Raw genomic sequence first — 22,515 nt, forward strand, 5'->3', positions numbered from 1 at the left:
GGTCGCTATCCGTGGGATAGCGACCACAACCTCGTTCTGGGCACGACTACTTCGCGCGCGGCACGCTCTTGAGCTCCGACCAGTCGTACCAGAGCAGGTCGCGCTCGCTCACGCGGTCGAGGGCCGCGTCGAGGTCCTCGTCGCGGTCCTCGTCGGCGGCTGCGAAGACGTCGGCGATGTCGGTCGCGGCCTCGGGCTCGTCGACGTGCACGCACACGATCCGCACCTCGGGGATGGTCGCGGTCACCTCGACCGCGCTGGGTGCGACGTCCTCGGCGGTCTCGCCGCCGCGGGGCTCGGTCAGCGAGACCATCTCGTCGGGGACGTCGACGGTCACGACGAGACGCTGACGCGGGGCGCCGACCCGGCCGGCGATGAGCGCGAGGGAGTCGTCGGCGGCCTCGAGGGCCGCGGCGAACTCCAGGCCCTCCTCGTCCTCGTCGGGCAGCTCGCGGGAGAGGGCGGACGTGACGGCGTGAGCGGCTCGCGGAGCGAGCGACCACACGGCCTCGTCGCCGGTCACGGTGACGGCGTCGAGCTCGTCGACGGTGGCGGGAACGTAGATGCGCATGGGATCAGTGTGCCGGTTCCGGGACGCGTTCGCGTGATCCGCCCGCTGCGGGAGCCACCGGCACGGCTCCGACCTCGGTCCGCACCCGTTGCGCCAGGGCCACGATCGCGTGCCGTACCGCTGCCTCGGGCGCCAGCTCGGCGAGCGTCCGCCCCGCGAGGAGCGCCGCGTCGAGCGAGGCCCGGTCGTCGGGCAGCACGTGCAGGTCCACGACTCCCCCGTACCGACCGAGGGCGTCGCGGACGGCCGCCTCGGGGCGCGGCCCCGCCGCCGAGGCGCGGACGCGGTTCGCGACGACGATCCTGTGCGCGCCTGCTCCTGCGCCCGAGTCGGCGAGCTCGGTGAGTCCCCGCACGAGCCGCTGGATCCCGATGGCATCTGATCCCCCCACGACGAGCACGGCGTCCGCTGCGGCGAGCGCGCTGAGCGTCGCACCGTTGCGCTGGGGAGCTCGGGTGTCGTAGGTGAGGAGCTCGTCCTGCTCGATCCCGAACCCGCAGTCGATCACGGTCCAGTCCGCGAGAGCCCTGCCGTGCTCCCAGACGACGTCGAGCGACGACCCCGGGAGCTCGGGCCAGCGCGCGGCGCGGGCGATCCCGGTGAGGACGCGCAGGTGCGGTGCGACCTCGGGGGCCAGGTGGGCGAGTCCGGCGAGGTCGAGCGCGCCGTGGCTCGCGCTGCGTGCCGCCGCGGCGATCCCGGACGACTCGTCGAGCAGCCCGAGATGCTGGGCCACGGATCCGGCGTAGGTGTCCGCGTCGACCAGGAGCACGTCCTGGGGCCGGGGGCTTCCCGTGCCCGACGACCGGCCCTTCTTCCGGCGTCCTCGTCGACCCCTGCCGGTCCCGCGCTCGGGCCCCAGTCCCGCCAGCTCCGCGGCGAGGTGCACCGCGACCGTGGTCCGCCCGGGTGCGCCCGTGGGACCCCAGACGGCGAGCACCCGTCCCCGGCGCGACTCGACCGGCACCGGGGGTGCGCCTCCCGGTAGACCTGAGCCTCGACCTGCCGGGGGCGCTCCCGGGCCGTCGGCAGGTCCTGTGCCGCTCCCTCGGCCCCGCGCCTCGTCCCGCACCGTCTCGACGAGCACCGAGGTCGGCGTGCCCTCGTCGAGGACCACGTCGATCCCGATCGCCCGCAACCGGTCGGCGAGCCAGCCCTGTCCGTCGGCGAGGGCCACGACGCGCACCCCGTGCTCGTGCAGGTGGGCCACGGCCTCCCGGTCGATGCCCGGCAGGTCGGCCGAGATCACCGCTGCCGTCCCCGCTCCCGCGCCGGCCGCCGCCAGGAGCTCGGTGAGGTCGGCGCAGCGGCGCGCGACCGTGACCCCTGATCCTGGCCTCGTGAGTGCTGTCACCACGACCGTCTCGCTGTCTCCGCGCACGGCACACAGGACGGAGGCCAGGGGCGCGGTCGGTTCGTGCGTCATGACGCTCCCCCGGCGACCGGCACGACGGCGATCTCGCCCTCTGCGGCGAGAGCCCCCAGGACCTCGGGCAACGAGTCGGTCGGGACGAGCACGTGGAGCGTCGTCGCACCACCGGTGACGAGCGAGCCCGATGCCTCCGCGACCTGCGCCACGACGACCTGACCCACGAGCTCGCGCGGCGGTTCCGGGGCCGGGGACTCGTCCGCCCCGACTGCTCCTGCCCCTCTCGTGCTCGACGCGTCCGGGACGAACCAGACGTCCACGAGCGCGCCGTCCGTGACCCGGTCCGACAGCCCTCCGGTGACCGAGATGGCCACGGGACGTACCGCGAGGTCGGCTGGGTCACCGACCGCACTTCGCGGGACGAGCTCGCCCTCCCCGACGACGCGCAGCGCCACGAGGCCCTCGGGCACCGCCTCGCCCGCGACGAAGTAGGCGTCCTCCCCCGCCCCGAGGCGGACGTCGACGGTCCGGAGCGCGCCCAGGTCGAGCGGCTCGCCCGGGGTGAGCGGCCCCGCCGCGGCATAGACCGCGACGGTCCGTCCTGCCGTCGACACGGCCCACGACCCGAGCGCCACGGAGCCGGCCACGAGGACGATCCCGAGCACGAGTCGCGGGTCGCGCCAGGTAGGTCTGCGTATCCGTGCCACGGTCGGCGTGGGCGGGCGGTCGATCGTGCTCGTCATGAGGATCCGTTTCGTCGGGATGGTCCTGGGTCGGGTGTGCAGGCGGTCAGGTCGAACGACGAGGACAGGCGCACTGGCGCGAACCGGCGGCTCGGGCAGGTCCTGGTGTCCTGTCCGTGCACATCATGGCTGCCAGGGCGTGGGGACGGGAGGTGGCCTCGGGGTGGCTGTGGACAACTCCGCCCGGGCGGCACGTCGTGGAAGAATGTGGCCATGGCACCGCGCTTTCTCACTCTCGCCGACGTGACGGAGGAGCTCAACATCTCCGCAGCACAGGCGTACGCCCTGGTCCGCAGCGGCGACCTGCCGGCGATCCAGGTCGGTGGGCGCGGGCAGTGGCGCGTCGAGGTCACCGAGCTCGAGGGGTACATCCAGCGCATGTACCAGCAGACACGTACGCGCATCGACGCCGGGGACTTCGAGGGCTGAGCCGCTCGTACCCGTCGGGGCCGTCCGTCGACGGAGCGCGCCTTCCCGAGGCGTGCGGCACCCGCCCGGCACGACTGCCCGACCCTTCTGCCCCTGCTCCCCCTGCATCCCCCTGCGCCGGCCCCTAGGTCTCGCTCACGCACACCAGTGCGGTGAACGGCACGATTCGGCCCGGCCCGGCCGTCCTGCCCGGCCCCTGATCGTGTCGCAGCTCCTCGATGTCCAGGTGGTCCCTGCCGACCCGTGCGATCCGCCCGTCCAGCTGACCAGACGTGGTCCGGACGCGGACCGGCGCACGGTCGCGCATGAGTGCGCGCAGCACCGCACCGAGCGACCTGCCCACCTCCGCGTGCGAGGCCGGCGTCAGGGCGTTGCGGGTGAGGCCGGAGATCGACGCGATCGCGGTCAACGGCACCACGTGCTGTCGCGATCTCTCGGCCAGGAGGACCCACTCAGGGGCCACGTCGCGCACCTCGGCTGCCAGACGGTGCCCGTCGGCGAGGTGAAGGTCCACCGGCCCGCCCACGGCCGCACGCAGCCGGTCCGTCAGCAGGATCGTCGCCTGCTCCGCACGGGTCAGCTCGGCGACGGCCTGCATCCCGTCGGCGACCTCCGCCGCGTCGAGCTGTGCCGCGAGATCGGCGAACAAGAGGTCCCAGCGCACGCGGACACGCTAGTGCCTACCCGGGGGGTTTCGTCCAGACCTGTCCGCAGTGCGGCCTTCCTCTGGACAAGACGAGGAGGATCGAGTTTGATGTAACAAGATCAAACGCGATCAAACGCGATGATCAGGCGCACGGAAGTCACCGTCTTCAGGGGGAAGCAATGACGCAGCAGTCTGGGTACGCACAGGACGGCGAGCACGGTCGACGCGCGCCCCGGCTCGCGACTCTCGTCGTCCTCTCGACCGCGGGCGGGCTTGCCGCAGCACTCCTCGCGGGACGGGGACTCCGCCTGCTCCGGTCACTGCCGGACTCGCACGTCGAGGTGTACCTGGAGATTCTCGTGCTCGCCGTCGGTGCGACGCTCGCCGCGTGGGTCGCGACGACCTCCGCCCTGGCCCTCGCGTGCGTGATCGTCCGGAGCGTCGGGCGGCGATGGGACGCGGGCGAGCGGCTCGTGCTGCGTCATGCGCCCGCTGCAGTTCGCCGGCTGGCCGGCATCGGCGTCTCGCTCTCGGTCGGGGTCGGGCTGGCCCTGGGAGCAGGCCCCGCGCAAGCTGCCGAGCCGCCGGCAGCACCGGAGACCAGCGCGCCCGGACCCGCCGTCGTCGACCTGGGATGGCAACCCACCGCGCGGACGGACAGCCCGGTCGGCGACCAAGCGCATCAGCCTGCCGTGGGCTCGACCGACGGCTTCTCCGGGGACGTGCCCCCGGTCGCGCCCAGGCTCCCGTCCGGTCCCCCGTCATCGGCAGGAGGCCAGGGCTACACCCCCGCCGAGGGCTCGTCTCACGAGTCGGATCCTTCTGGTCCTGCGCTCGTCCCCTCCGGGTCCGCCTCCCGGTCGGCAGCACCGACGTCCGAGTCGTCCGCCGAGCCGACTCCCCACGCCGCGGGACAGTCGCTCCATGCCCCGACGGTCATGGATGCCTTGCCTACCGGACGGCCTGACGTCGCCGCGACGGGCTCTCCGCAGCCCCCTCACGTTCCCCTCGGTCCGCTGCTCGGCACTCCAGCACAGACGGCAGCGCCTTCCCCGACCACGACGTCGGATCCCGCCGCGCCCACGCCCTCGGTCGTGGAGATCGTCGTGCTCCGCGGCGACACCCTGTGGTCGATCGCGAGCAGGAGCCTGGGCCCGAACGCCTCTGACGCATCGGTCGCCACCGAGTGTCGGCAGTGGTTCGACGCCAACCGAGACGTCATCGGGGACGATCCCGACCTCATCAAGCCTGGTCAGATCCTCAGCGCACCCCGGTCTCCCTGACCTCGACCGGGGCGACCGCCCCGGCAAACCCCTTCCCCACGACCTGCCACGAGGCCGGTCTCACGTCTCACCGCGGGGCGCTCGCACGGGTGCCCCGGTCTCTTGTCGTACCCGAAGGAGCACCATGTCGATCTCCACGGAGCACCCTGTCGTCCGCACCTTGCGTTCGGGCGCCGCCCCCCGCCACGAGCCCGTCGCGGCCCTGCCGCGGGCCGCCCGCCGATCAGTGCGGGTTCTGACGTTCGGCGGCCCACCCCAGTTCCCACAGTCCGAGGACCTGGCGGAGAGCGGTCGACCCGTGGTCTCCGCGCCCGAGGCGGACCTGCCGGACCCGACCTCGATCTGCTGCTCGGTCGTCCGTGCCGCGATCGAGGTGCTGCGAGGCGAGCGCCCCGTCGCACAGCTGCAGCGCTGGCTCGCCGCCGACGTGTTCGACGCGATCGGTCGCCGCGCCCAGCTCGCCCAGGACGCGCCGGACCGCGTCGCAGCCTCCCGCCCCGTCGTGATCCGTCGAGCCAGGCTTCTGCGCCTCGGCGACACGGCCGCCGAGGCCACGATCGTCCTGGAGGACATGGACAGAGTGCGAGCGGCGGCCGTCCGACTCGAGGCCCGACGCGGCGTGTGGCGCGTCGTGGTGCTCGAGATCGGCTGACCGCCGCTCGCAGTGCTCCTCGGGCGAGGACTACTCCTCTTCGTTCAACCCGTGGCAGAGCTTGTACTTCTTGCCCGAGCCGCAGGGGCACTTGGCGTTGCGGGGCGTGCCGGGGAACGTGCGCCCGTCACCCTCGACCGCGGTCGCCTCACCGTGCAGGGCGCGGCGGGCACGACGCGAGCCGTCACCCGAGACCACGGTCTGTCCCGAGCCGTCGTCCGACGGTGCCGAGTACTGCAGCGGGATCTGCTCGCCCGGGCCGTCGAGGCCCTTGGCGATGAGCGTGGGCTCGGCCTTCGGTGCGGGGGCCGCAGGGACGTCCTCGACGGGTGCGTCCACGACCTCCTCGGCGACCGGCTCGTCCTGCACGGCCTCAGCCTCCGCGGCGGACTTCGCGGCGGCTGCTGCCGCCACGGCGGCACCCGCGGCCGCAGCCCCGGCCGTCCCGCCGAACGCCTGACCCGCTGCCGACTGCGCGGCAGCAGCGGCCGACACCGGGTTGACCGCGGGCGTGGTGGGCTCGGCGACCTTGACCTCGAGGTTGAACAGGAAGCCGACCGACTCCTCCTTGATGGCCTCGGTCATCGCCTGGAAGAGCTGGAAGCCCTCGCGCTGGTACTCGACGAGCGGGTCACGCTGCGCCATGGCGCGCAGGCCGATGCCCTCCTTGAGGTAGTCCATCTCGTAGAGGTGCTCGCGCCACTTGCGGTCCAGCACCGAGAGCACCACGCGGCGCTCGAGCTGACGCATGTTGGAGCTCCCGAGGGTCGCCTCGCGGTCCTGGTACGCCACGCGGGCGTCGGACAGGATCTCCTCGAGGATCAGCTCGCGCGTCAGACGCGTGGCTCCCCCGGCCTGCTCGACGACCTCGTCCACCTCGATCGAGACCGGGTAGACCGCGCGCAGCGCCGTCCACAGGCCCTCGAGGTCCCAGTGCTCCGGGTTGCCCTCGGACGTGGCGCCGTCGACGTACGCCGTGACGACGTCGGTGATGAAGTGCTGGATCTGCTCCTGCATGTCCTCGCCCTCGAGGACGCGGCGACGCTCGTCGTAGATGACGGTGCGCTGACGCGAGAGGACGTCGTCGTACTTGAGGACGTTCTTGCGGATCTCGAAGTTGCGCGCCTCGACCTGACCCTGCGCGCTCGCGATGCCGCGCGTGACGATCTTGGACTCGAGGGGCACGTCGTCCGGGAAGCCCGCGCGGTTCATCATGGACTCGGCGAGGTTCGAGTTGAACAGACGCATCAGGTCGTCCTGCATCGACAGGTAGAACCGGGACTCGCCCGGGTCACCCTGACGGCCGGAACGACCACGCAGCTGGTTGTCGATACGACGCGACTCGTGACGCTCGGTGCCGAGCACGTACAGCCCGCCGAGCTCCTTGACCTCGTCGTGCTCGGCGGCCACCGCGGCCTTGGCGCGCTCGACGGCCTCGGGCCACGCGGCCTCGTACTCCTCGGGGTTCTCCGTGGCGTCGAGCCCACGGGCCGCGAGGTCCGCGACGGCCATGAACTCGGCGTTGCCACCGAGCATGATGTCCGTCCCACGACCGGCCATGTTGGTCGCGACCGTGACCGAGCCCTTGCGGCCGGCCTGAGCGACGATCGCGGCCTCACGCTCGTGCTGCTTGGCGTTGAGGACCTCGTGCGGGACGCCCTGCTTCTTGAGCTTGGACGAGAGCAGCTCGGACTTCTCGACGCTCGTGGTGCCGACCAGGACCGGCTGACCCTCGGCGTGGCGCTCGACGATGTCCGCGACGACCGCGTCGAACTTGCCCTCCTCGTTCTTGTAGACGAGGTCCGGCTGGTCCACGCGCTGCATCTTGCGGTTCGTGGGGATGGGGACGACGCCCAGCTTGTACGTGCCCTGGAACTCCGCGGCCTCGGTGTCTGCCGTACCCGTCATGCCCGAGATCTTGTCGTACAGGCGGAAGTAGTTCTGGAGCGTGATCGTGGCGAGCGTCTGGTTCTCCGCCTTGATCTGCACGCCCTCCTTGGCCTCGATGGCCTGGTGCATGCCCTCGTTGTAGCGGCGCCCCGCGAGGATACGACCCGTGTGCTCGTCGACGATCATGACCTCGCCGTTGAGGACGACGTAGTCCTTGTCGCGCTTGAAGAGCTCCTTGGCCTTGATCGCGTTGTTGAGGAACCCGATGAGCGGCGTGTTGAGCGACTCGTACAGGTTGTCGATGCCGAGGTAGTCCTCGACCTTCGCGATACCGGGCTCGAGCACACCGATGGTGCGCTTCTTCTCGTCGACCTCGTAGTCGGTCTCCGGGTTCAGGCGGCGGACCACCTTGGAGAACTCGCCGTACCAGCGGTTCGCGTCGCCCGACGCGGGGCCCGAGATGATGAGCGGCGTACGCGCCTCGTCGATGAGGATCGAGTCGACCTCGTCGACGATCGCGAAGTTGTGGCCGCGCTGCACCAGGTCGTCGGTGCTCCACGCCATGTTGTCGCGCAGGTAGTCGAAGCCGAACTCGTTGTTCGTCCCGTACGTGATGTCCGCGGCGTACTGCTCGCGGCGGACCGCCGGGGTCTGCCCGGAGATGATGCAGCCCGTCGTGAGGCCGAGGGCGCGGAACACGCGGCCCATCAGGTCGCTCTGGTACTTGGCGAGGTAGTCGTTGACCGTGACGACGTGGACGCCCTTGCCGGACAGCGCGTTGAGGTACGCCGGGAACGTCCCGACGAGGGTCTTGCCCTCACCGGTCTTCATCTCCGCGATGTTGCCCATGTGCAGGGCCGCGCCGCCCATGAGCTGCACGTCGTACGCGCGCTGCCCCAGGGTGCGGCGAGCCGCCTCGCGGACCGCGGCGAAGGCCTCGGGGAGCAGCTCGTCGAGCGTCGCCCCGTTCGCGATCCGCTCCTTGAAGCGGTCCGTCTCCTCGCGCAGCTCCTCGTCGCTGAGGTCCTCGAAGCTGGGCTCCAGCTTGTTGACCTGCTCAGCCAGGCCGGACAACTTCTTCAGGATCCGGCCCTCGCCGAAGCGCAGGACCTTCTCGAGGATCGCAGGCACGCAGTACTCCCGTATCGATCGCGCCCCCGGGCCGGACGGTCCGGGGCGAATGCGAGGCGACCACCTTTCGGCAGTCGGCTGGATCACACCACAGACCATCGTAGGCGAGTCCTGAGCGTGGTAGGGCTTCTGTCCGGCGATGGGGGTTTCGCTCTGCGGCGAAACCCGCCGCGCCGGCCGCCCGTCACCTCTACCCGGCGACCACTCCCGCGACGCCCTGTGCCGGGGGCTGGGCGAGCTCGGCGGCGAGCGCAGGTGCGAGGTCCCCCAGCGGCCCGACGACGACGCTCGCCATGCCCAGCCAGGTCGCCATGAGGCGGAGCTCGGCCGCGAGCGCCGGGGCGGTCTCTGCGTCCGCATGCTCCTCGCGGTGGGCTGCGAGGACCCGCAAGATGCCCGCGCGACGATCCGCCTTGAGGTCCACCTTGGCCGTGATGCGGTCACCCTGGAGGAACGGCAGGACGTAGTAGCCGTGGACCCGCTTGGCCGCGGGCACGTAGATCTCGATGCGGTAGCGGGTCCCGAACAGCTGCTCGAGCCGAGTCCGCTCGAACACGAGCGGGTCGAACGGGCTGAGCAGCGCGCGCCCCTGCGCCCGTCGCGGGACCACGGCGTCACGGTGCAGGTACGTGGTCTCGTCCCACCCCCGCACCTCGACGGGCCGGAGCACGCCGTCCTCGACGAGCTCGTCGAGCGCACGTCGTGGGGCCGGCCCTCTGAGCCGGAAGTAGTCGCGGAAGCAGCGCAGGGTCCCGACCCCGTGCGCCCTGGCCCCGATCTCCAGCAGCCGACGGACCGCGTCCTCGTCGCTCACGGGTGGCGCCGCGACGACCGCGGCGGGAAGGACGCGTTCGGTCAGGTCGTAGCAGCGCTCGAACGCCGCGTTGCGGCGCGCGGCGGTGATCTCACCGGTGAAGAAGAGGAACTCGAGGGCCCGCTTGGCGAGCGACCAGTTCCAGCCCCACTCGGTCGTGGTGCGCGCCTCGCCCATGCCCTCGGCCTCGAGCAGCTCGTGGACCTCGCCCGCGGTGATGGGGCCGCGCGCCGCGACGATCCCGCGGACGTGCTCGACCACCGCGGAGTGCGACAGCTCGACACCGCTGATGGCCCCCCACGCCTCGGTCCGGTAGGCACGCTGGCGCCACTCGAGGAGGCGGTAGGTCTCGGGCGGTACGTAGGAGGCCACGTGCCCCCAGTACTCGACGAGCCTGCGCGGCGCGCGACCCGCCGCGCGGTCGAGCAGGCTCACGTCGTAGGGACCGAGGCGGGAGTACAGCGGGACCAGGTGCGCCCGGGCCAGGACGTTGACCGAGTCGATCTGGAGCAGCCCCAGCCGGTCCACGGTGCGCTGCACGTGCCGCAGCGTGACCTGCCGGGGCGTGGCTCCGTCGTCGGGCCGGGGGGTGTGCAGACCCTGCGCGGCGAGCGCGACGCGACGAGCCTGGGCGAGCGACATTGTCTCGGTCTTCACCCGACCCATCCTGCCCGTCCCCCCTGACACACGGCGCGGCGAGCGTGCGGGCCACGCAGCGCAGGCCGCACGCCGACGGGGTGGCCTCGCCTGGTCGGCGACGCCACCCCGTCGGGTCGGTTCTGGGTCAGACGGACCTCGCGATGCTCACCCCTGGTCGGGGGATTCCTTCAGGCCGCCCGCGCAGGCCGTGTCGAGCGCGATGACCCCGTAGCTCCAGCCCCTGCGCCGGTAGGCGACCGAGGGACGGGCGGTCTCGACGTCGACGAAGAGGTAGAAGTCGTGGCCCACCATCTCCATCTCGTAGAGGGCGTCGTCGATCGTCATGGGCTCCGCGGAGTGCAGCTTCTGACGGATGACGACGGGCGAGTCGCCGAGCTGGGTCTCGACCGCCTCGCCGGGCACACCGGGGTGCGCGGCGGCGGGCTCGGGCTGCTTGTCCTCCGGGATGAACGGCCGGACGTCGACGGGCGGCTGGGGGTTGTTGTTGCGGTGGTCCTTGCGGCGGTCGCTGACGCGCCGCAGCCTCTCCTGAAGCTTGTTCATGGCCAGGTCGAGTGCCCCGAACCGGTCGTCGGCTGCCGCCTCGGCGCGGACGACGGGTCCCTTGGCGCGGACGGTCAGCTCGACCCTCTCGCGCACCTCGGACAGTCGGGGGTTGTTCTCGTGGGTGACCTCGACGTCGATCCGCTGGGCGGTCGGTGCGAGCTGCTCGAACTTCGCGAGCTTTTCTTCCACGTGTCGGCGGAAGCGGTCAGCCACTTCCGTGTGCCTGCCGACGACAACGATCTCCATGTGAGCCTCCGCAAAGGGTCTCGGACGCTCCCGTTTCTCCAGAGCGTCCCGTGTGGTCCTGGGTCTGGCTCCCCCGAGGGGGATCCGGAGTACCTATCACCTCCCTGCCCGAAGACCTTGCCTCGGGTCTGTCGCTCTGTGGCCGCACGGGTCCCGTTACCAACCGTTCCCCGTGACGACTGGACCCCAGGTTAACCCCCCTGCGAGGTAAAGGCAGCATCTACGCGAGATGAACTTCGAGGGCCGCGGAACCCCGCCGAGGAGGGGGTGTCGCGGCCAGCACGACAGCCCCCAGGACGCGTGCTCCGAGCCCTTCCAGGGCGCGCTCGCAGGCCGCGAGCGTGGCACCCGTGGTGAGCACGTCGTCGACCAGGAGGCACGTGGCTCCCACGAGCGACGGGCTCGACCGGACGCCCCGCGGGGTCGCCCGGACCGTCGCCAACCGCTCCCCCCGGCCCCGCGAGCCCCGCCCCACCTGGTCGCGCCCGCGCTGCGCCAGCAGTGCCGCAGGGACTGCCTCGAGGCCCGCCTCTCCGAGCCCCTGCGCGAGGGCGCGGGCCAGGGAGAGGACAGGCTCGCGCCCCCGGGCGCGCCGGGCCGCGCCGGTCGACGGCGCGGGCACCACGAGCACGGGGCCCCGCCCGCTCCCGGCACGGGTCCTGGTCTCCCCGCGCCCGACGGCGGACCGCACCTGGGGCGCCAGGGTCACCCCTGCCCGGCGCGCCGCGGAGTCGAGCACCCCCGCGAGGTCCACGCGCCCCTTGTCCTTCCACGCCACCACCACGTCCCGCAGCGGGCCCGTGTACGACGCGCAGGCCCACACGGGCAGCGGGGGCCGACCGTCGAGCCGGTCGAGCCGTGGGGCGTCCCGCTCGCGGCGGGTCGGCGCGGCGTCGAGCAGCCCGGCGCACCCAGGGCACAGCACCAGGTCCCTCGCGCCGCACCCGGGGCACTCGATCGGGACGACGAGCCGGGTCAGCGAGGCGGCCGCGCCCGCGAGCGCGGCGACGAGCGGGTGGTCCCCCAGGAAACCCGTGGCCGTCGGGAGCCGGCGGCCGGGGGTCCCGGTGGCCGGTGAGGGGCGACGGGGCGCTCGGCGACCCGAGGACGGCACGGAGGAGGACGGCACGGCCGGAGCCTGCCACGCCGCGCCGCGTCCCAGGGCGGCACCGAGCTCGCCCTGTGGACCCAGCATCGGTTCTGGCGCCTGTGCACCGGCCCGTGCGCAGGCACAGCCTCCGCACCACCGGGTCAGCCCGGGAACGTCGGCAGCGCGACTCCCTCGATCCGCTTCTCCCACACCGCACCGGACCGGCTGCGCCCGAACAGCGTGCCGTTCTCGGTCAGGACCTGCACGGTTCGTTCCCCGTCGCCCGCGCTGATCGCCGTCGCGCCCGCCACCGGGGACAGCCGGGTCGTGTCTCCCCCGACCGCGACGAGATGGACCGCCGGAGACGTCTCCGCCTCGTCCGTCCCGAGGACCGCGAGCAGCGTCTCGTCGGCCCACACGACCTGAGACGCCGACCTGATGGGCGCCCCGACCCGGAAGGGTTCGGACAGCGCGGTCGGCACGTCCTTCTCGTCGCGCACGATCCCTGCGACGTCGACGCGGGTCGCTCCCAAGGCGTCCGAGCTGACCACCGCGATCCGCGCCCCGTCGTGAGCCACCCGGATCGACTGGACGGAACGACCGGCGAGCCACGGGGCGGCGACCTCGACCGGGGTCCCGGCGTCGGCCAGGTCCGACCGCACGACCTGCAGGACTCCCGCCTGCGCCCGCGGACCCGACCAGACACCACCCAGCCGGTCCACGCTCGGGGCCAGGAGGTCGTCGCCGGTCAGGAGGGTCACCCCCGGAAGGGTCTTCGTCGGCAGGCGCAGCAGGTTGCTCGTACCGTCCCGGACGACGAGGGGGCGGGCGTTGGCGCCCTGCGCGAGCGCGGTCGCGTCGATGCCCTCGAGCGAGACGGCAGGAGCGAGCGGCACCAGGTCGTCGGCTCCCGTCTCGAGCGTCATGACCTGGCCCTGGGCCGCGACGACCTCGTTCCCCACCGCGTCCGCCTTGGCCAGCACCGGGCCGCCCGAGGGCGTGCTGAGCAGGTCCTCGCCCCGATACAGGTTGACGGTCAGAGGCACCGCGTCGAAGAGCGTCGCCTCGAGCTGCGCCTTGAGCAGCGCACGGTCCTCGGGCGACGCCAGCGAGATCGCGTCCGTCAGGCGCACGTCGACCACCCCGCCCTCGTTCGTGACCGCGTCGATGCTCAGGCGCGTCCCCTCGGGGACGACGACGTCGGTCGAGCCGCGGAGCCACTCGACGGGACCGACCAACGTCTCGTCCACCGCGTTGGTCTGCCAGGTCCTGTTGGGGAACCAGCGCTCGTCGGGGACCAGGACCTCACGGTCTGCCGACGGGAAGTAGAGGCGGGTCGACCTGAAGGCGGCCAGGAAGGCGCTCTGCGAGAGCAACAACCCGTCCTCGGCCGTCTCGATCCGCCACTGCCCGTCGCTGCGACGGACGAGCCCGAACGAGACGACCGTGCTGACCGGCACGTCCTCGGTGTACACGCCACGCTTGTCCAGGGCGCCCACGACCGACGCGCTGCCCGTGACCGTGACCGCACCGGTCTGCATCGCCTCCTCGTCGTACGTCAGGTCCAGGTCCCCGTCGAAGACCAGCACCTGCGTCTTCCAGTCCCAGTCGTCCGACGTGAGGAACTCCTGCGCGACGTCGAAGTCTCCCGCCGGCCCGGCCGCCTGCGCGGTCAGGAAGCCCGACACGATGCCCTTCGGGTCGTCGCCCACCGCGGGGCCCCGCGCCCGCAGGCCCGGAGCGTTGAAGCCCTGCACCACGGTGTCCCCCTGGATCACGGGACCGGACGTGGGGATCGCCGCACAGCCCGAGAGGGCGACGGCCGCCACGACGAGGCTCGCGGCCCGCGCGGCCCAGCGACGTCGTCGTTCCGCTGTCCTCGTCATGGTCGCTCCTCGTCCGCGGTGTGCTCGTGCGCCGCCCGGAGCGCCCCCTGGCGCCCGGCGACCAATGGCTCGTCGGGGAGCACGGGGAGCGCCGACGGGCTCGTGGTCCCTTCGGCCGGGTCCTCGACCGGACCCACCGGACCTGTCGCCGGGCCGAGCCCGCGCGTGCGGGTGGGCTCCTCCGGGACGAGCGGGAGCGGGGAGGACGAGAGATGGATCCCGGCCCGGAGCGGGAGCGTGAGCCGGAACGCAGCGCCCCGACCCGGGCGGCCCCACACCTCGAGCCAGCCTCCGTGCAGGTGGGCGTCCTCGAGCGAGATCGCCAGACCGAGCCCGGTCCCGCCGGTCGTGCGTGCCCGCGCCGGGTCCGCCCGCCAGAAGCGGTCGAACACGTGCAGCGCCTCGTCCTCGGTCATCCCCACGCCGTGGTCGCGGACGACGATCGCGACCGCGTGCCGGTCCTGGGCGACCGTGATCTCGACGGGGCGCTCCTCGGCGTGCTCGATCGCGTTGACCACGAGGTTGCGCACGATCCGCTCGACCCGTCGCGGGTCGACGTCCGCGATCGCGGGCTCGTCCGGGAAGTGCACCGACATCCAGACGCCCTTGCGCTCGGCGAGCGGGGCCGCGAGGTCCACGGCCGCGTTGACGACGTCTCGCACGTCGCGCCGCTCGGCGTCCAGCTGCGCTGCCCCCGCGTCGAACCGGCTGATCTCGAGGAGGTCCGCAAGGAGGTCCTCGAACCTGTCGAGCTGGGTCTGCAGGAGCTCCGCCGACCGCTTCGACGCGGGGTCGAAGTCGTCGCGCGAGGCGTGCAGGACCTCGCCCGCCATGCGGATCGTCGTGAGCGGCGTGCGCAGCTCGTGCGACACGTCCGACACGAAGCGCCGCTGGAGCAGGGACAGCTCCTCCATCCGACCGATCTGGAGCTGGAGGCTCTCGGCCATCTCGTTGAACGAGCGCGCGAGCGTCGCGAGCTCGTCGTGGCCCTTCACCGGCAGACGCTCGTTCAGGTGCCCGTCGGCGAGCCGCTCGGCGACGCCTGCGGCGTTGCGGACCGGCTGGACGGCCTGGCGCGTCACGACCCAGGTGATGAGCACCAGGATGCCCACCATGAAGGCTGCCCCGAGGGCCAGCGTCCCCTGGAGGAAGGACAGCGTCTCCTGCTCGGGCGCGAGCGAGTACAGGAAGTAGAGCTCGTACGTCCCGACCGTGGGGACCTGGACCTTGGACCCCACGAGCACCCCGGGGTCCACGGGCGAGTGCGGGTCGGACGGGTCCCGGGGGATCGCGACCGACTGGAGCTCGCGACCGTCGCTCTCGAGGACCGCGTCGCGCAGCTCGTCCGAGACCAGGCTCGTCAGCTGGTTGTCGGTGCTGACGTCGTTGAGGCGCGAGGTGGCTCCCTCGGGCCGCATGAGGAAGATCTTGCGGTCCGGGCTGCCGCTCGTGCGCAGGGTGTTGTGGACGTCGAGGAGGAGAGTCTGGAGCTCGGAGTCCTTGGTCTTGGACAGCGACGCCGTGAACAGGCTCTGCGCCTGCTGGATCGAGTTCGCGCTCTCGACGTTGATCTGCTCGAGCCGTTGCTCGAACAGGCCGTCACGCATGGTGCTCGACAGGTAGGCGCCGAGAGCCGCGACCGTGATCGCACCCACGACCAGCGCGGTCCCGACGACGCGCAGCTGCATCGACGACCGGGCGCGCCAGGTGAGCCGTCCGATCGCGGCACGCACCCGACGTCGGGTACGGCGGAACGTCAGCCCCACCCGACCTCGGAGCGACGAGCTGCTCACCCGCGTGCCGCGCCCGCCTTGTAGCCGACGCCGCGCACCGTCAGGACGATCTCCGGGTTCTCCGGGTCGTGCTCGACCTTGGACCGCAGCCGCTGCACGTGGACGTTCACCAGGCGCGTGTCCGCCGCGTGACGATAGCCCCAGACCTTCTCCAGGAGGACCTCACGCGTGAAGACCTGCCAGGGCTTGCGCGCGAGGGCGACCAGCAGGTCGAACTCGAGCGGCGTGAGCGCGATGGGTCGCGCGTCGCGCGTGACCCGGTGCCCCGTCACGTCGATCTCCACGTCCCCGATCGACAGGTGCTCGGGGGCCGGCTCGTCCGAGCGGCGCAGGCGCGCACGGATGCGGGCCACGAGCTCCTTGGGCTTGAACGGCTTGGAGATGTAGTCGTCCGCGCCCGACTCGAGCCCGAGCACCACGTCGACCGTGTCGCTCTTGGCCGTGAGCATGATGATGGGCACCCCCGACTCCGCGCGGATCAGACGGCACACCTCGGTGCCGTCCTTGCCCGGGAGCATCAGGTCCAGGAGGACGAGGTCCGGCTGCGTGCTGCGGAACGTCGCCAGGGCGAGGTCCCCGTCCGCGCAGAAGACCGGGTCGAACCCCTCGGAGCGCAGCACGATGCCGATCATCTCGGAGAGAGCGGTGTCGTCGTCGACCACAAGCACGCGTACCTTCATGACCCCATTTTGCCATCGACCCCGGCAGCGCCCGACCGAACCACCGGGCGGCGCCCAGTGTTCACCCGGGCGGTTCGCTCGCAGCACCTGACAGGCCCCCGTACTAGGGTGGGCCGCGACCGCGCAGGGCACTGTCGAAGTGCCGTGCACGGCCGCACCAGGACGAGGCCTCCGGGCCCCACAGAACCGAGCGGGGACAGCAGAGCAGATGACGACGCCCGACGACGCCGGCACGCCAGCACCGGACGACACCCCGCGCTACGGCCAGCGCGGGCCGCAGCCCCCCGAGGGCGCGGCTGCGCCCGGTGGCGGTGCCCCCGTCCCGCCCGGTGCGCCCCAGCCCGGTCAGTACGGCCAGCCCGGTCAGTACGGCCAGCCCGGTCAGTACGGCCAGCCCGGTCAGTACGGCCAGCCCGGTCAGTACGGCCAGCCCACGCCGAACGCCTGGGGTCAGCCGCAGTACGGCCAGCAGGGCCAGTACGGACAGCAAGGCCAGTACGGCGGCCCGGTGCAGCCCGGATACGGACCCCCGTCGTTCGCGGGCCGCCCCTTCGCACCGCCCGCCAACAAGCCCGGGATCATCCCGCTGCGCCCGCTGACCCTGGGCGAGATCTTCGACGGCGCGTTCGGCGCGATCCGTTCCAACCCCAAGGTCATGCTCGGGATGAGTGCGACCGTGATCGCGGTCGCGACGATCGTCGGGATGGCCCTCGGAGCACTCGTGTCCGGGATCTTCGCACCGCAGCTCGCTCGGCTCGAGACGGAGCTCGGGAGCGACGTGCAGGTGCTCACGGACATGCTCCCGCTGCTGGGGGCCTCGCTCGTGACCGGCGTCGTCCTCGCGCTCGCGCTCCCGATAGTCAACGGCATCCTGATCACGTCCGTCGGCCAGTCGGTCGTCGGGCGCAAGGCGACCGTGGGCGAGGTCTGGGCCCAGGTGCGCTCCAAGGTGTGGCCCCTCATCGGCTTCTCGTTCCTCACCAACCTCGTCGTCTACGTGGCGACGTTCCTCTATGTGGGGCTGACGATCCTCGGCTTCGTGGGTGACGTCGGCCTCGGGATAGTCGTCCTGCTCCTCGGGTTCGCCGGATGGGCCGTCTTCCTCGCCTGGTTCATCGTCCGGACGCTCCTGATCCCTCCCGCCCTGGTGCTCGAGGGGCAGGGGTTCCGCTCGGCCGTCGTCCGTGGATGGAAGCTCACGCGGGGCGCCTACTGGCGGACCTTCGGGATCTCGCTCCTGGCCTACATCGCGGTGAGCGTCATCGCCAGCATCGTGGTCTACCCGTTCTCGGCCCTCACGACGTTCCTCGTCACCGACACCTTCGGGATCCTGGCCCTCACCGCGGTGGCGCAGATCATCAGCTCGGTCGTCACGTCGGTGTTCCTCGCGGGCGTCGTCTCGCTCCTCTACATCGACGTGCGCATGCGCCGTGAGGGGCTCGACGTCGAGCTCACGGCCGCGGCGAACGAGCACGCCGAGCACGGCACGGCGTGACCGGGGCGCTCTCCGCGTCGCTCGCCGCCGGGCAGGCGGCCTGGTCGGCGCGCCTGCACCTGCCGGTGGCGCTTCGTGGGGACGTCCCCGTGACGCCCGACGCCGACACCGCCCGTCGCTGGCTCCAGGAGGAGCTGCTCGACCCCGTCTACCAGGACCAGCCGTCCCTGCTCATGCGCTTCATCGACTGGCTGGTGGGTCTGTTCGACGGCGTCGAGGTCCTCGACGTGAACCCTGTCGTCGCCTCGCTCGTCGTGGCCGGCGTGGTCCTCGTGGTCGCCGTGATCGCCTACCTGGTCGCGGGCCCCGTCCGGCTCTCGCGCCGGGCGCGCACGTCGGCCGCGGTCTTCGAGGACGACACGCGCTCGGCCACCGACCTGCGCGCGGCGGCCGATGCCGCGGCGGCGGCGGGCGACTGGGCCACGGCCGTGGTCGAGCGCTACCGGGCCGTCGTCCGCTCGCTCGAGGAACGGGTCGTCCTCGATCCGCGCCCCGGGCGCACGGCTCACGAGGCGGCCGATGCCGCGGCCCTGCGCCTCCCTGACCTCGCGGACCGGCTCGCGGGTGGCGCCCGCCTGTTCGACGACGTCCGGTACGGCAAGGTGGCCGTCGGTCCCGCCGCCGACCAGGCGCTGCGCGAGCTCGACGCTGCAGCCCTCGCGACCCGGCCGACGCCCGTCGGCACCGGCTCGCCGGCGACCGATGTCGACGCTTCCTCGCCCACCGAGGTCCCCACCGACCTGCCCGTCGCGGCCGGGACGTCCTCGACGTCGGGAGCAGAACGATGACGACCGGACTCGCCGCCCCTCCGCCCCCTGTCTCGGCCCCGGACGCGTCCTCGTCCGCGGTCACCACCGCCTACGTGCCCGCCCCGGTCATGGGCGACGGCACCACGGCCGGCTCGCGCGCACGGCGACGGTGGCGTGCCGTGCGCTGGCCGCTCGCGGTCCTGCTCCTCGTCGCGATCGTCGCGGGCCTCGCGGCCCTGTCCCGACCGGCCGTGTCCAGCACACCCCTGGCCCCCGACAACCCGGGCCCCTACGGTGCCCGTGCGCTCGCCCAGGTGCTCGGCGACCAGGGCGTCGAGGTCGAGTACGTGACCACGACCGCGGACGCGGTCTCCCGGGCCCTCGCAGGGACCACCCTCCTCGTGACCTCGGACCTCGACCTCCTGCCCGAGCAGATCGACGCCCTCCTCGAGACCGAGGCCGACCTGGTGCTCGTCGAGCCCGGGTACGACCTGCTCGAGGGTGCGACCGGCGGGACCGCGACCCTGGCCGACGACTGGTCTTCTCCCGACGCCACCCGGGCCCCGGGGTGCAGCGACCCGGACGCGGTCGCCGCAGGCGCCATCCGCAGCACGGGCTTCGGGCTCACCGCGACCGGGCCCGGTTCCCTCGTCTGCTTCCCGGGGGACGACAGCCCGCCCGACACCGGCGCGTACCTCGTCCACGAGGGCGAGCGCCGCGTCGTCGCGCTCGACGACGGGACCCTGCTCACCAACGCGAGCATCACCGAGGACGGGAACGCCGCGCTCGCGCTGCGCTCGCTCGGGCGCCACGAGACCCTCACGTGGTTCGTGCCGAGCCTCACGGACGCCACGATCTCCGAGGACGTCGGTGCGGGCACCGGCACGCTCCCCCCGTGGGTCTCGGTCGTGCTCGTCCAGCTCCTCGTGGTCGCGTTCTTCGCGGCACTCTGGCGCGGGCGCCGCCTGGGACGGCTCGTGACCGAGGACCTGCCCGTCGTGGTCCGCGCGTCGGAGACCACGCGAGGACGCGGACGGCTCTACCGGCGCTCCCGCTCGCGCGGCCACGCGGCCGCGGGCCTGCGGGCCCACAGCGCCGACCGCATGGCCGCACGCCTGGGACTGCCCCGCTCGGCGGCCGCCCCGGCCCTGATCGACGCGATCGTCCGTGCCACGCACCGACCGGCCGAGCAGGTCGCGCACCTCCTGTACGGACCACCACCCGCCGACGACGCCGCGCTGCTCGAGCTCGCACGTCACCTTGACCAGTTGGAGAGCGAGGTCTTCCACCCGTGACGCACCACCCCGAGGGGACGAACCCCTATCAGCAGCCCGCCGAGCGCTACGCGCCGTCGCCGGCCCAGCCCGCGACGCCCCCCGCGTACGGGGCTCCGGTCCCCGCTGCTCCCGCCCAGCCCACCCCGGCGCAGGCACCTGCGGCGCCCGCCCCGCAGCCCGTGACCGACGCTCCCGCGCACGCTGCGCCGTCGGGCCCCTCGCACGAGCTGCGCGCAGCCCTCGCGGCCGTGCGCACCGAGGTCGGCAAGGCCGTCGTCGGTCAGGACGCCGCGGTCACGAGCCTGCTCATCGCGATGCTCTGCAAGGGCCACGTGCTCCTCGAGGGCGTGCCCGGCGTCGCCAAGACGCTGCTCGTGCGCACGCTCGCAGCCTCGCTCGACCTGGACACCAAGCGCGTCCAGTTCACGCCCGACCTCATGCCCGGCGACGTCACGGGGTCGCTCGTGTACGACGCGCGCACGGCCGAGTTCTCGTTCCGCGAGGGCCCCGTCTTCACGAACCTGCTCCTGGCCGACGAGATCAACCGCACGCCTCCCAAGACGCAGGCCTCGCTGCTCGAGGCCATGGAGGAGCGCCAGGTCTCGGTCGACGGGACGCCGCGCATGCTGCCGGACCCGTTCCTCGTCATCGCGACGCAGAACCCCGTCGAGTACGAGGGCACCTACCCGCTGCCCGAGGCCCAGCTCGACCGCTTCCTGCTCAAGCTCGTCCTGCCGCTGCCCGAGCGCGACCAGGAGATCGAGGTCCTCGCACGGCACGCCGCGGGCTTCAACCCGCGCGACCTCGCCGCCGCGGGGGTGCGGCCCGTCGCGGGCCGCGAGGTCCTCGACCGCGCACGCGCCGAGGTCGCCCAGGTCCAGGTCTCGCGCGAGGTCCTCGGCTACGCCGTGGACGTGTGCCGCGCGACGCGTCACTCCCCCTCGCTGTCGCTCGGCGTGTCGCCCCGAGGCGCCACGGCGCTGCTCGCGACGTCCCGCGCGTGGGCCTGGCTGTCCGGTCGCGGGTACGTCACGCCCGACGACGTCAAGGCCCTGGCCCACCCGACGCTGCGTCACCGCGTCCAGCTGCGCCCCGAGGCCGAGCTCGAGGGCGTGACCGCGGAGAGCGTGCTGGACACGGTGCTGGCCTCCGTGCCGGTCCCGCGCTGAGCGCCGGCAGCCTGAAGGGATGACATGGCTCTGACGTGGCGTGCCGTCGCGCTGGCCGCCCTCGGGGTGGTGGCGGTCCTCGTCGTGCCCTCGTACGGCACGGTCCTGGTCTGGGCGCTCGTGGTGGCGCTGCTGTGCGCGCTCGACGTGACCCTGGCGGCCTCCCCGCGGCGGGTCGCGGTCGAACGGCGTGTCCCGGGCTCGGTCCGCCTCACGGGTCGCGCGACGTCGCAGCTCGTCGTGACGAACCTGACCGGCAGGCGCCTGCGCGCAGTGGTCCGCGACGCCTGGGCCCCCTCGGCGGGCCCGCAGGTCAACCGGCACCCCGTCGACCTGCCCCCCGGTGAGTCGGCGCGCCTGACGACAGTGCTGGTGCCCACCCGGCGCGGCGACCGGCTCGCGGACAAGGTCACGATCCGCGCCGCGGGACCGCTCGGGCTCGCGGCCCGCCAGGTCTCGCTCGACGTGCCCGGACGTCTGCGCGTCCTGCCCGAGTTCGCGTCGCGCCGGCACCTGCCGAGCCGGCTCGCCCGCCTGCGCGAGATGGACGGGCGCGCCGCGGTCCAGGTGCGCGGCGAGGGGACCGAGTTCGACTCGCTGCGCGAGTACGTGATCGGCGACGACGTACGGTCGATCGACTGGCGTGCCTCGGCGCGCCGGGCGGACATGGTCGTGCGCACGTGGCGACCAGAGCGCGACCGTCGCGTCCTGATCGTGCTCGACACCTCGCGCACGTCCGCGGCCCGCATCGGCGACGAGCCGCGCCTCGACGCGAGCATCGAGGCTGCCCTGCTGCTCTCGGCCCTGGCAGGGAGGGCGGGCGACCGCGTCGAGCTGTTCGCGTACGACCGCGGGGTGCGCGCCCGCGTCGCAGGTGCGGCGGGCCCGCGGCTCATGCCGGCCCTCGCCGACGCGCTCGCACCCATCGAGCCCGCGCTGCTCGAGACCGACTGGCCGGGGCTCGTCGGCTCGGTCCACCAGCGCCTCTCGCAGCGCGCGCTCGTGGTCCTGCTCACGACGCTCGACCCGGCTGCCGTCGAGACCGGCCTGCTGCCCGTCGTCGGGCAGCTGACCTCCAAGCACCAGGTCGTCGTCGCCTCGGTCGCCGACCCCGAGGTCGCGGCCCTGCGTGCGGCCCGGGACTCGAGCGCCGACGTCTACGACGCCGCGGCTGCCGCGCGCGTCGAGCTCGAGCGCACGGCGGTGCGGACCGTGCTCTCGCAGAAGGGCGTCGAGGTGGTCGAGGGGCTGCCCGAGGAGCTCGCGCCGCGGCTCGCCGACACGTACCTCGCGCTCAAGGCGGCCGGGCGGCTGTGACCGCCGGGCCGCCCGGCCCCGGCAAGACGCCGGCAAGACACGAGCACGGCACCGGGGTCTCGCCGGTCCTCGTCGGGAC

General features: G+C 72.9%; 19 protein-coding genes. 8 read left to right on the forward strand and 11 right to left on the reverse strand.

The annotated features are described in order from the left end of the window. Positions 1 to 46: 46 nt before the first annotated feature. The 3 genes from ACFWFR_RS06625 to ACFWFR_RS06635 are packed head-to-tail and all read right to left on the reverse strand — an operon-like array spanning position 47 to position 2,683. Positions 47 to 571 carry a DUF6912 family protein gene (locus ACFWFR_RS06625; protein ID WP_056646107.1) on the reverse strand — a complete coding sequence of 175 codons (525 nt, stop codon included), beginning with the start codon at positions 569 to 571 and terminating at the stop codon, positions 47 to 49. 4 nt (positions 572 to 575) lie between these two features. Further along, on the reverse strand, positions 576 to 1,997 hold the full coding sequence (locus tag ACFWFR_RS06630) for a hypothetical protein (protein WP_191800068.1): 1,422 nt from the start codon (positions 1,995 to 1,997) through the stop codon (positions 576 to 578). After that, positions 1,994 to 2,683, reverse strand: coding sequence for a hypothetical protein (locus ACFWFR_RS06635; protein WP_377621963.1), 690 nt, complete (start codon positions 2,681 to 2,683; stop codon positions 1,994 to 1,996). Before ACFWFR_RS06635 ends, ACFWFR_RS06630 begins: the two co-directional genes overlap by 4 nt. Before the next feature lie 213 nt (positions 2,684 to 2,896). Here ACFWFR_RS06635 and ACFWFR_RS06640 point away from each other — a divergent pair, with 213 nt between their 5' ends. Then, entirely contained in the window at positions 2,897 to 3,112 is a 216-nt protein-coding gene (locus ACFWFR_RS06640; protein WP_377621964.1) for a helix-turn-helix domain-containing protein, read from the forward strand. A 124-nt stretch (positions 3,113 to 3,236) separates the two neighbouring features. Here the strand turns inward: ACFWFR_RS06640 and ACFWFR_RS06645 are convergent, their stop codons facing one another. Next, on the reverse strand, positions 3,237 to 3,776 hold the full coding sequence (locus ACFWFR_RS06645; RefSeq protein ID WP_377621966.1) for a hypothetical protein: 540 nt from the start codon (positions 3,774 to 3,776) through the stop codon (positions 3,237 to 3,239). Between the two features lie 161 nt (positions 3,777 to 3,937). On the opposite strand from ACFWFR_RS06645, the gene ACFWFR_RS06650 reads away from it, so the two are divergent. Continuing rightward, a complete protein-coding gene (locus tag ACFWFR_RS06650; RefSeq protein ID WP_377621967.1) occupies positions 3,938 to 5,041 on the forward strand; it encodes a LysM peptidoglycan-binding domain-containing protein in 1,104 nt (367 codons plus the stop codon). Between the two features lie 124 nt (positions 5,042 to 5,165). Then, on the forward strand, positions 5,166 to 5,693 hold the full coding sequence (locus ACFWFR_RS06655) for an Rv3235 family protein (protein WP_377621969.1): 528 nt from the start codon (positions 5,166 to 5,168) through the stop codon (positions 5,691 to 5,693). A 30-nt stretch (positions 5,694 to 5,723) separates the two neighbouring features. On the opposite strand, the gene secA is transcribed toward ACFWFR_RS06655, so the two are convergent. The 7 genes from secA to mtrA all read right to left on the reverse strand — a co-directional run bounded on the left by secA (position 5,724) and on the right by mtrA (position 16,429). Further along, the gene (secA, locus tag ACFWFR_RS06660) at positions 5,724 to 8,714 is read right to left on the reverse strand and encodes a preprotein translocase subunit SecA (RefSeq protein ID WP_377621970.1); all 2,991 of its coding nucleotides are present in this window, start codon (positions 8,712 to 8,714) and stop codon (positions 5,724 to 5,726) included. Between the two features lie 190 nt (positions 8,715 to 8,904). Next, on the reverse strand, positions 8,905 to 10,194 hold the full coding sequence (locus tag ACFWFR_RS06665) for a winged helix-turn-helix domain-containing protein (RefSeq protein ID WP_377621972.1): 1,290 nt from the start codon (positions 10,192 to 10,194) through the stop codon (positions 8,905 to 8,907). A 138-nt stretch (positions 10,195 to 10,332) separates the two neighbouring features. Further along, positions 10,333 to 10,980: a ribosome hibernation-promoting factor, HPF/YfiA family gene (hpf, locus tag ACFWFR_RS06670; RefSeq protein ID WP_377621974.1), complete on the reverse strand. Its 648-nt coding sequence runs from the start codon at positions 10,978 to 10,980 to the stop codon at positions 10,333 to 10,335. 220 nt (positions 10,981 to 11,200) lie between these two features. Beyond that, the gene (locus tag ACFWFR_RS06675) at positions 11,201 to 12,109 is read right to left on the reverse strand and encodes a ComF family protein (protein ID WP_377621976.1); all 909 of its coding nucleotides are present in this window, start codon (positions 12,107 to 12,109) and stop codon (positions 11,201 to 11,203) included. A gap of 122 nt (positions 12,110 to 12,231) precedes the next feature. Further along, positions 12,232 to 13,956 carry an LpqB family beta-propeller domain-containing protein gene (locus ACFWFR_RS06680; protein ID WP_377616806.1) on the reverse strand — a complete coding sequence of 575 codons (1,725 nt, stop codon included), beginning with the start codon at positions 13,954 to 13,956 and terminating at the stop codon, positions 12,232 to 12,234. After that, positions 13,953 to 15,689, reverse strand: a complete 1,737-nt coding sequence (mtrB, locus tag ACFWFR_RS06685; protein WP_377616805.1) for an MtrAB system histidine kinase MtrB — start codon at positions 15,687 to 15,689, stop codon at positions 13,953 to 13,955. Before mtrB ends, ACFWFR_RS06680 begins: the two co-directional genes overlap by 4 nt. A 56-nt stretch (positions 15,690 to 15,745) precedes the next feature. Then, positions 15,746 to 16,429, reverse strand: coding sequence for an MtrAB system response regulator MtrA (mtrA, locus tag ACFWFR_RS06690; RefSeq protein WP_377616804.1), 684 nt, complete (start codon positions 16,427 to 16,429; stop codon positions 15,746 to 15,748). Positions 16,430 to 16,637: 208 nt separating this feature from the next. Between mtrA and ACFWFR_RS06695 the strand changes: the two genes are divergently transcribed. From ACFWFR_RS06695 to ACFWFR_RS06715, 5 genes are all read left to right on the forward strand, one after another. Beyond that, positions 16,638 to 17,924 carry a hypothetical protein gene (locus ACFWFR_RS06695; protein WP_377621977.1) on the forward strand — a complete coding sequence of 429 codons (1,287 nt, stop codon included), beginning with the start codon at positions 16,638 to 16,640 and terminating at the stop codon, positions 17,922 to 17,924. Further along, entirely contained in the window at positions 17,921 to 18,712 is a 792-nt protein-coding gene (locus tag ACFWFR_RS06700; protein ID WP_377621979.1) for a DUF4129 domain-containing protein, read from the forward strand. The genes ACFWFR_RS06695 and ACFWFR_RS06700 overlap by 4 nt, the downstream gene beginning before the upstream one ends. After that, positions 18,709 to 19,968 carry a DUF4350 domain-containing protein gene (locus tag ACFWFR_RS06705; RefSeq protein WP_377621980.1) on the forward strand — a complete coding sequence of 420 codons (1,260 nt, stop codon included), beginning with the start codon at positions 18,709 to 18,711 and terminating at the stop codon, positions 19,966 to 19,968. The genes ACFWFR_RS06700 and ACFWFR_RS06705 overlap by 4 nt, the downstream gene beginning before the upstream one ends. Before the next feature lie 161 nt (positions 19,969 to 20,129). After that, positions 20,130 to 21,119: a MoxR family ATPase gene (locus tag ACFWFR_RS06710; RefSeq protein ID WP_191800590.1), complete on the forward strand. Its 990-nt coding sequence runs from the start codon at positions 20,130 to 20,132 to the stop codon at positions 21,117 to 21,119. Positions 21,120 to 21,143: 24 nt separating this feature from the next. Next, positions 21,144 to 22,436 (forward strand): DUF58 domain-containing protein, encoded by a 1,293-nt coding sequence (locus tag ACFWFR_RS06715; RefSeq protein ID WP_191800084.1) that lies wholly within the window; start codon positions 21,144 to 21,146, stop codon positions 22,434 to 22,436. Positions 22,437 to 22,515 lie beyond the last annotated feature (79 nt).

This window comes from Oerskovia sp. NPDC060287, assembly GCF_042726775.1.
In the GTDB taxonomy this organism is placed as follows: domain Bacteria; phylum Actinomycetota; class Actinomycetes; order Actinomycetales; family Cellulomonadaceae; genus Oerskovia; species Oerskovia merdavium.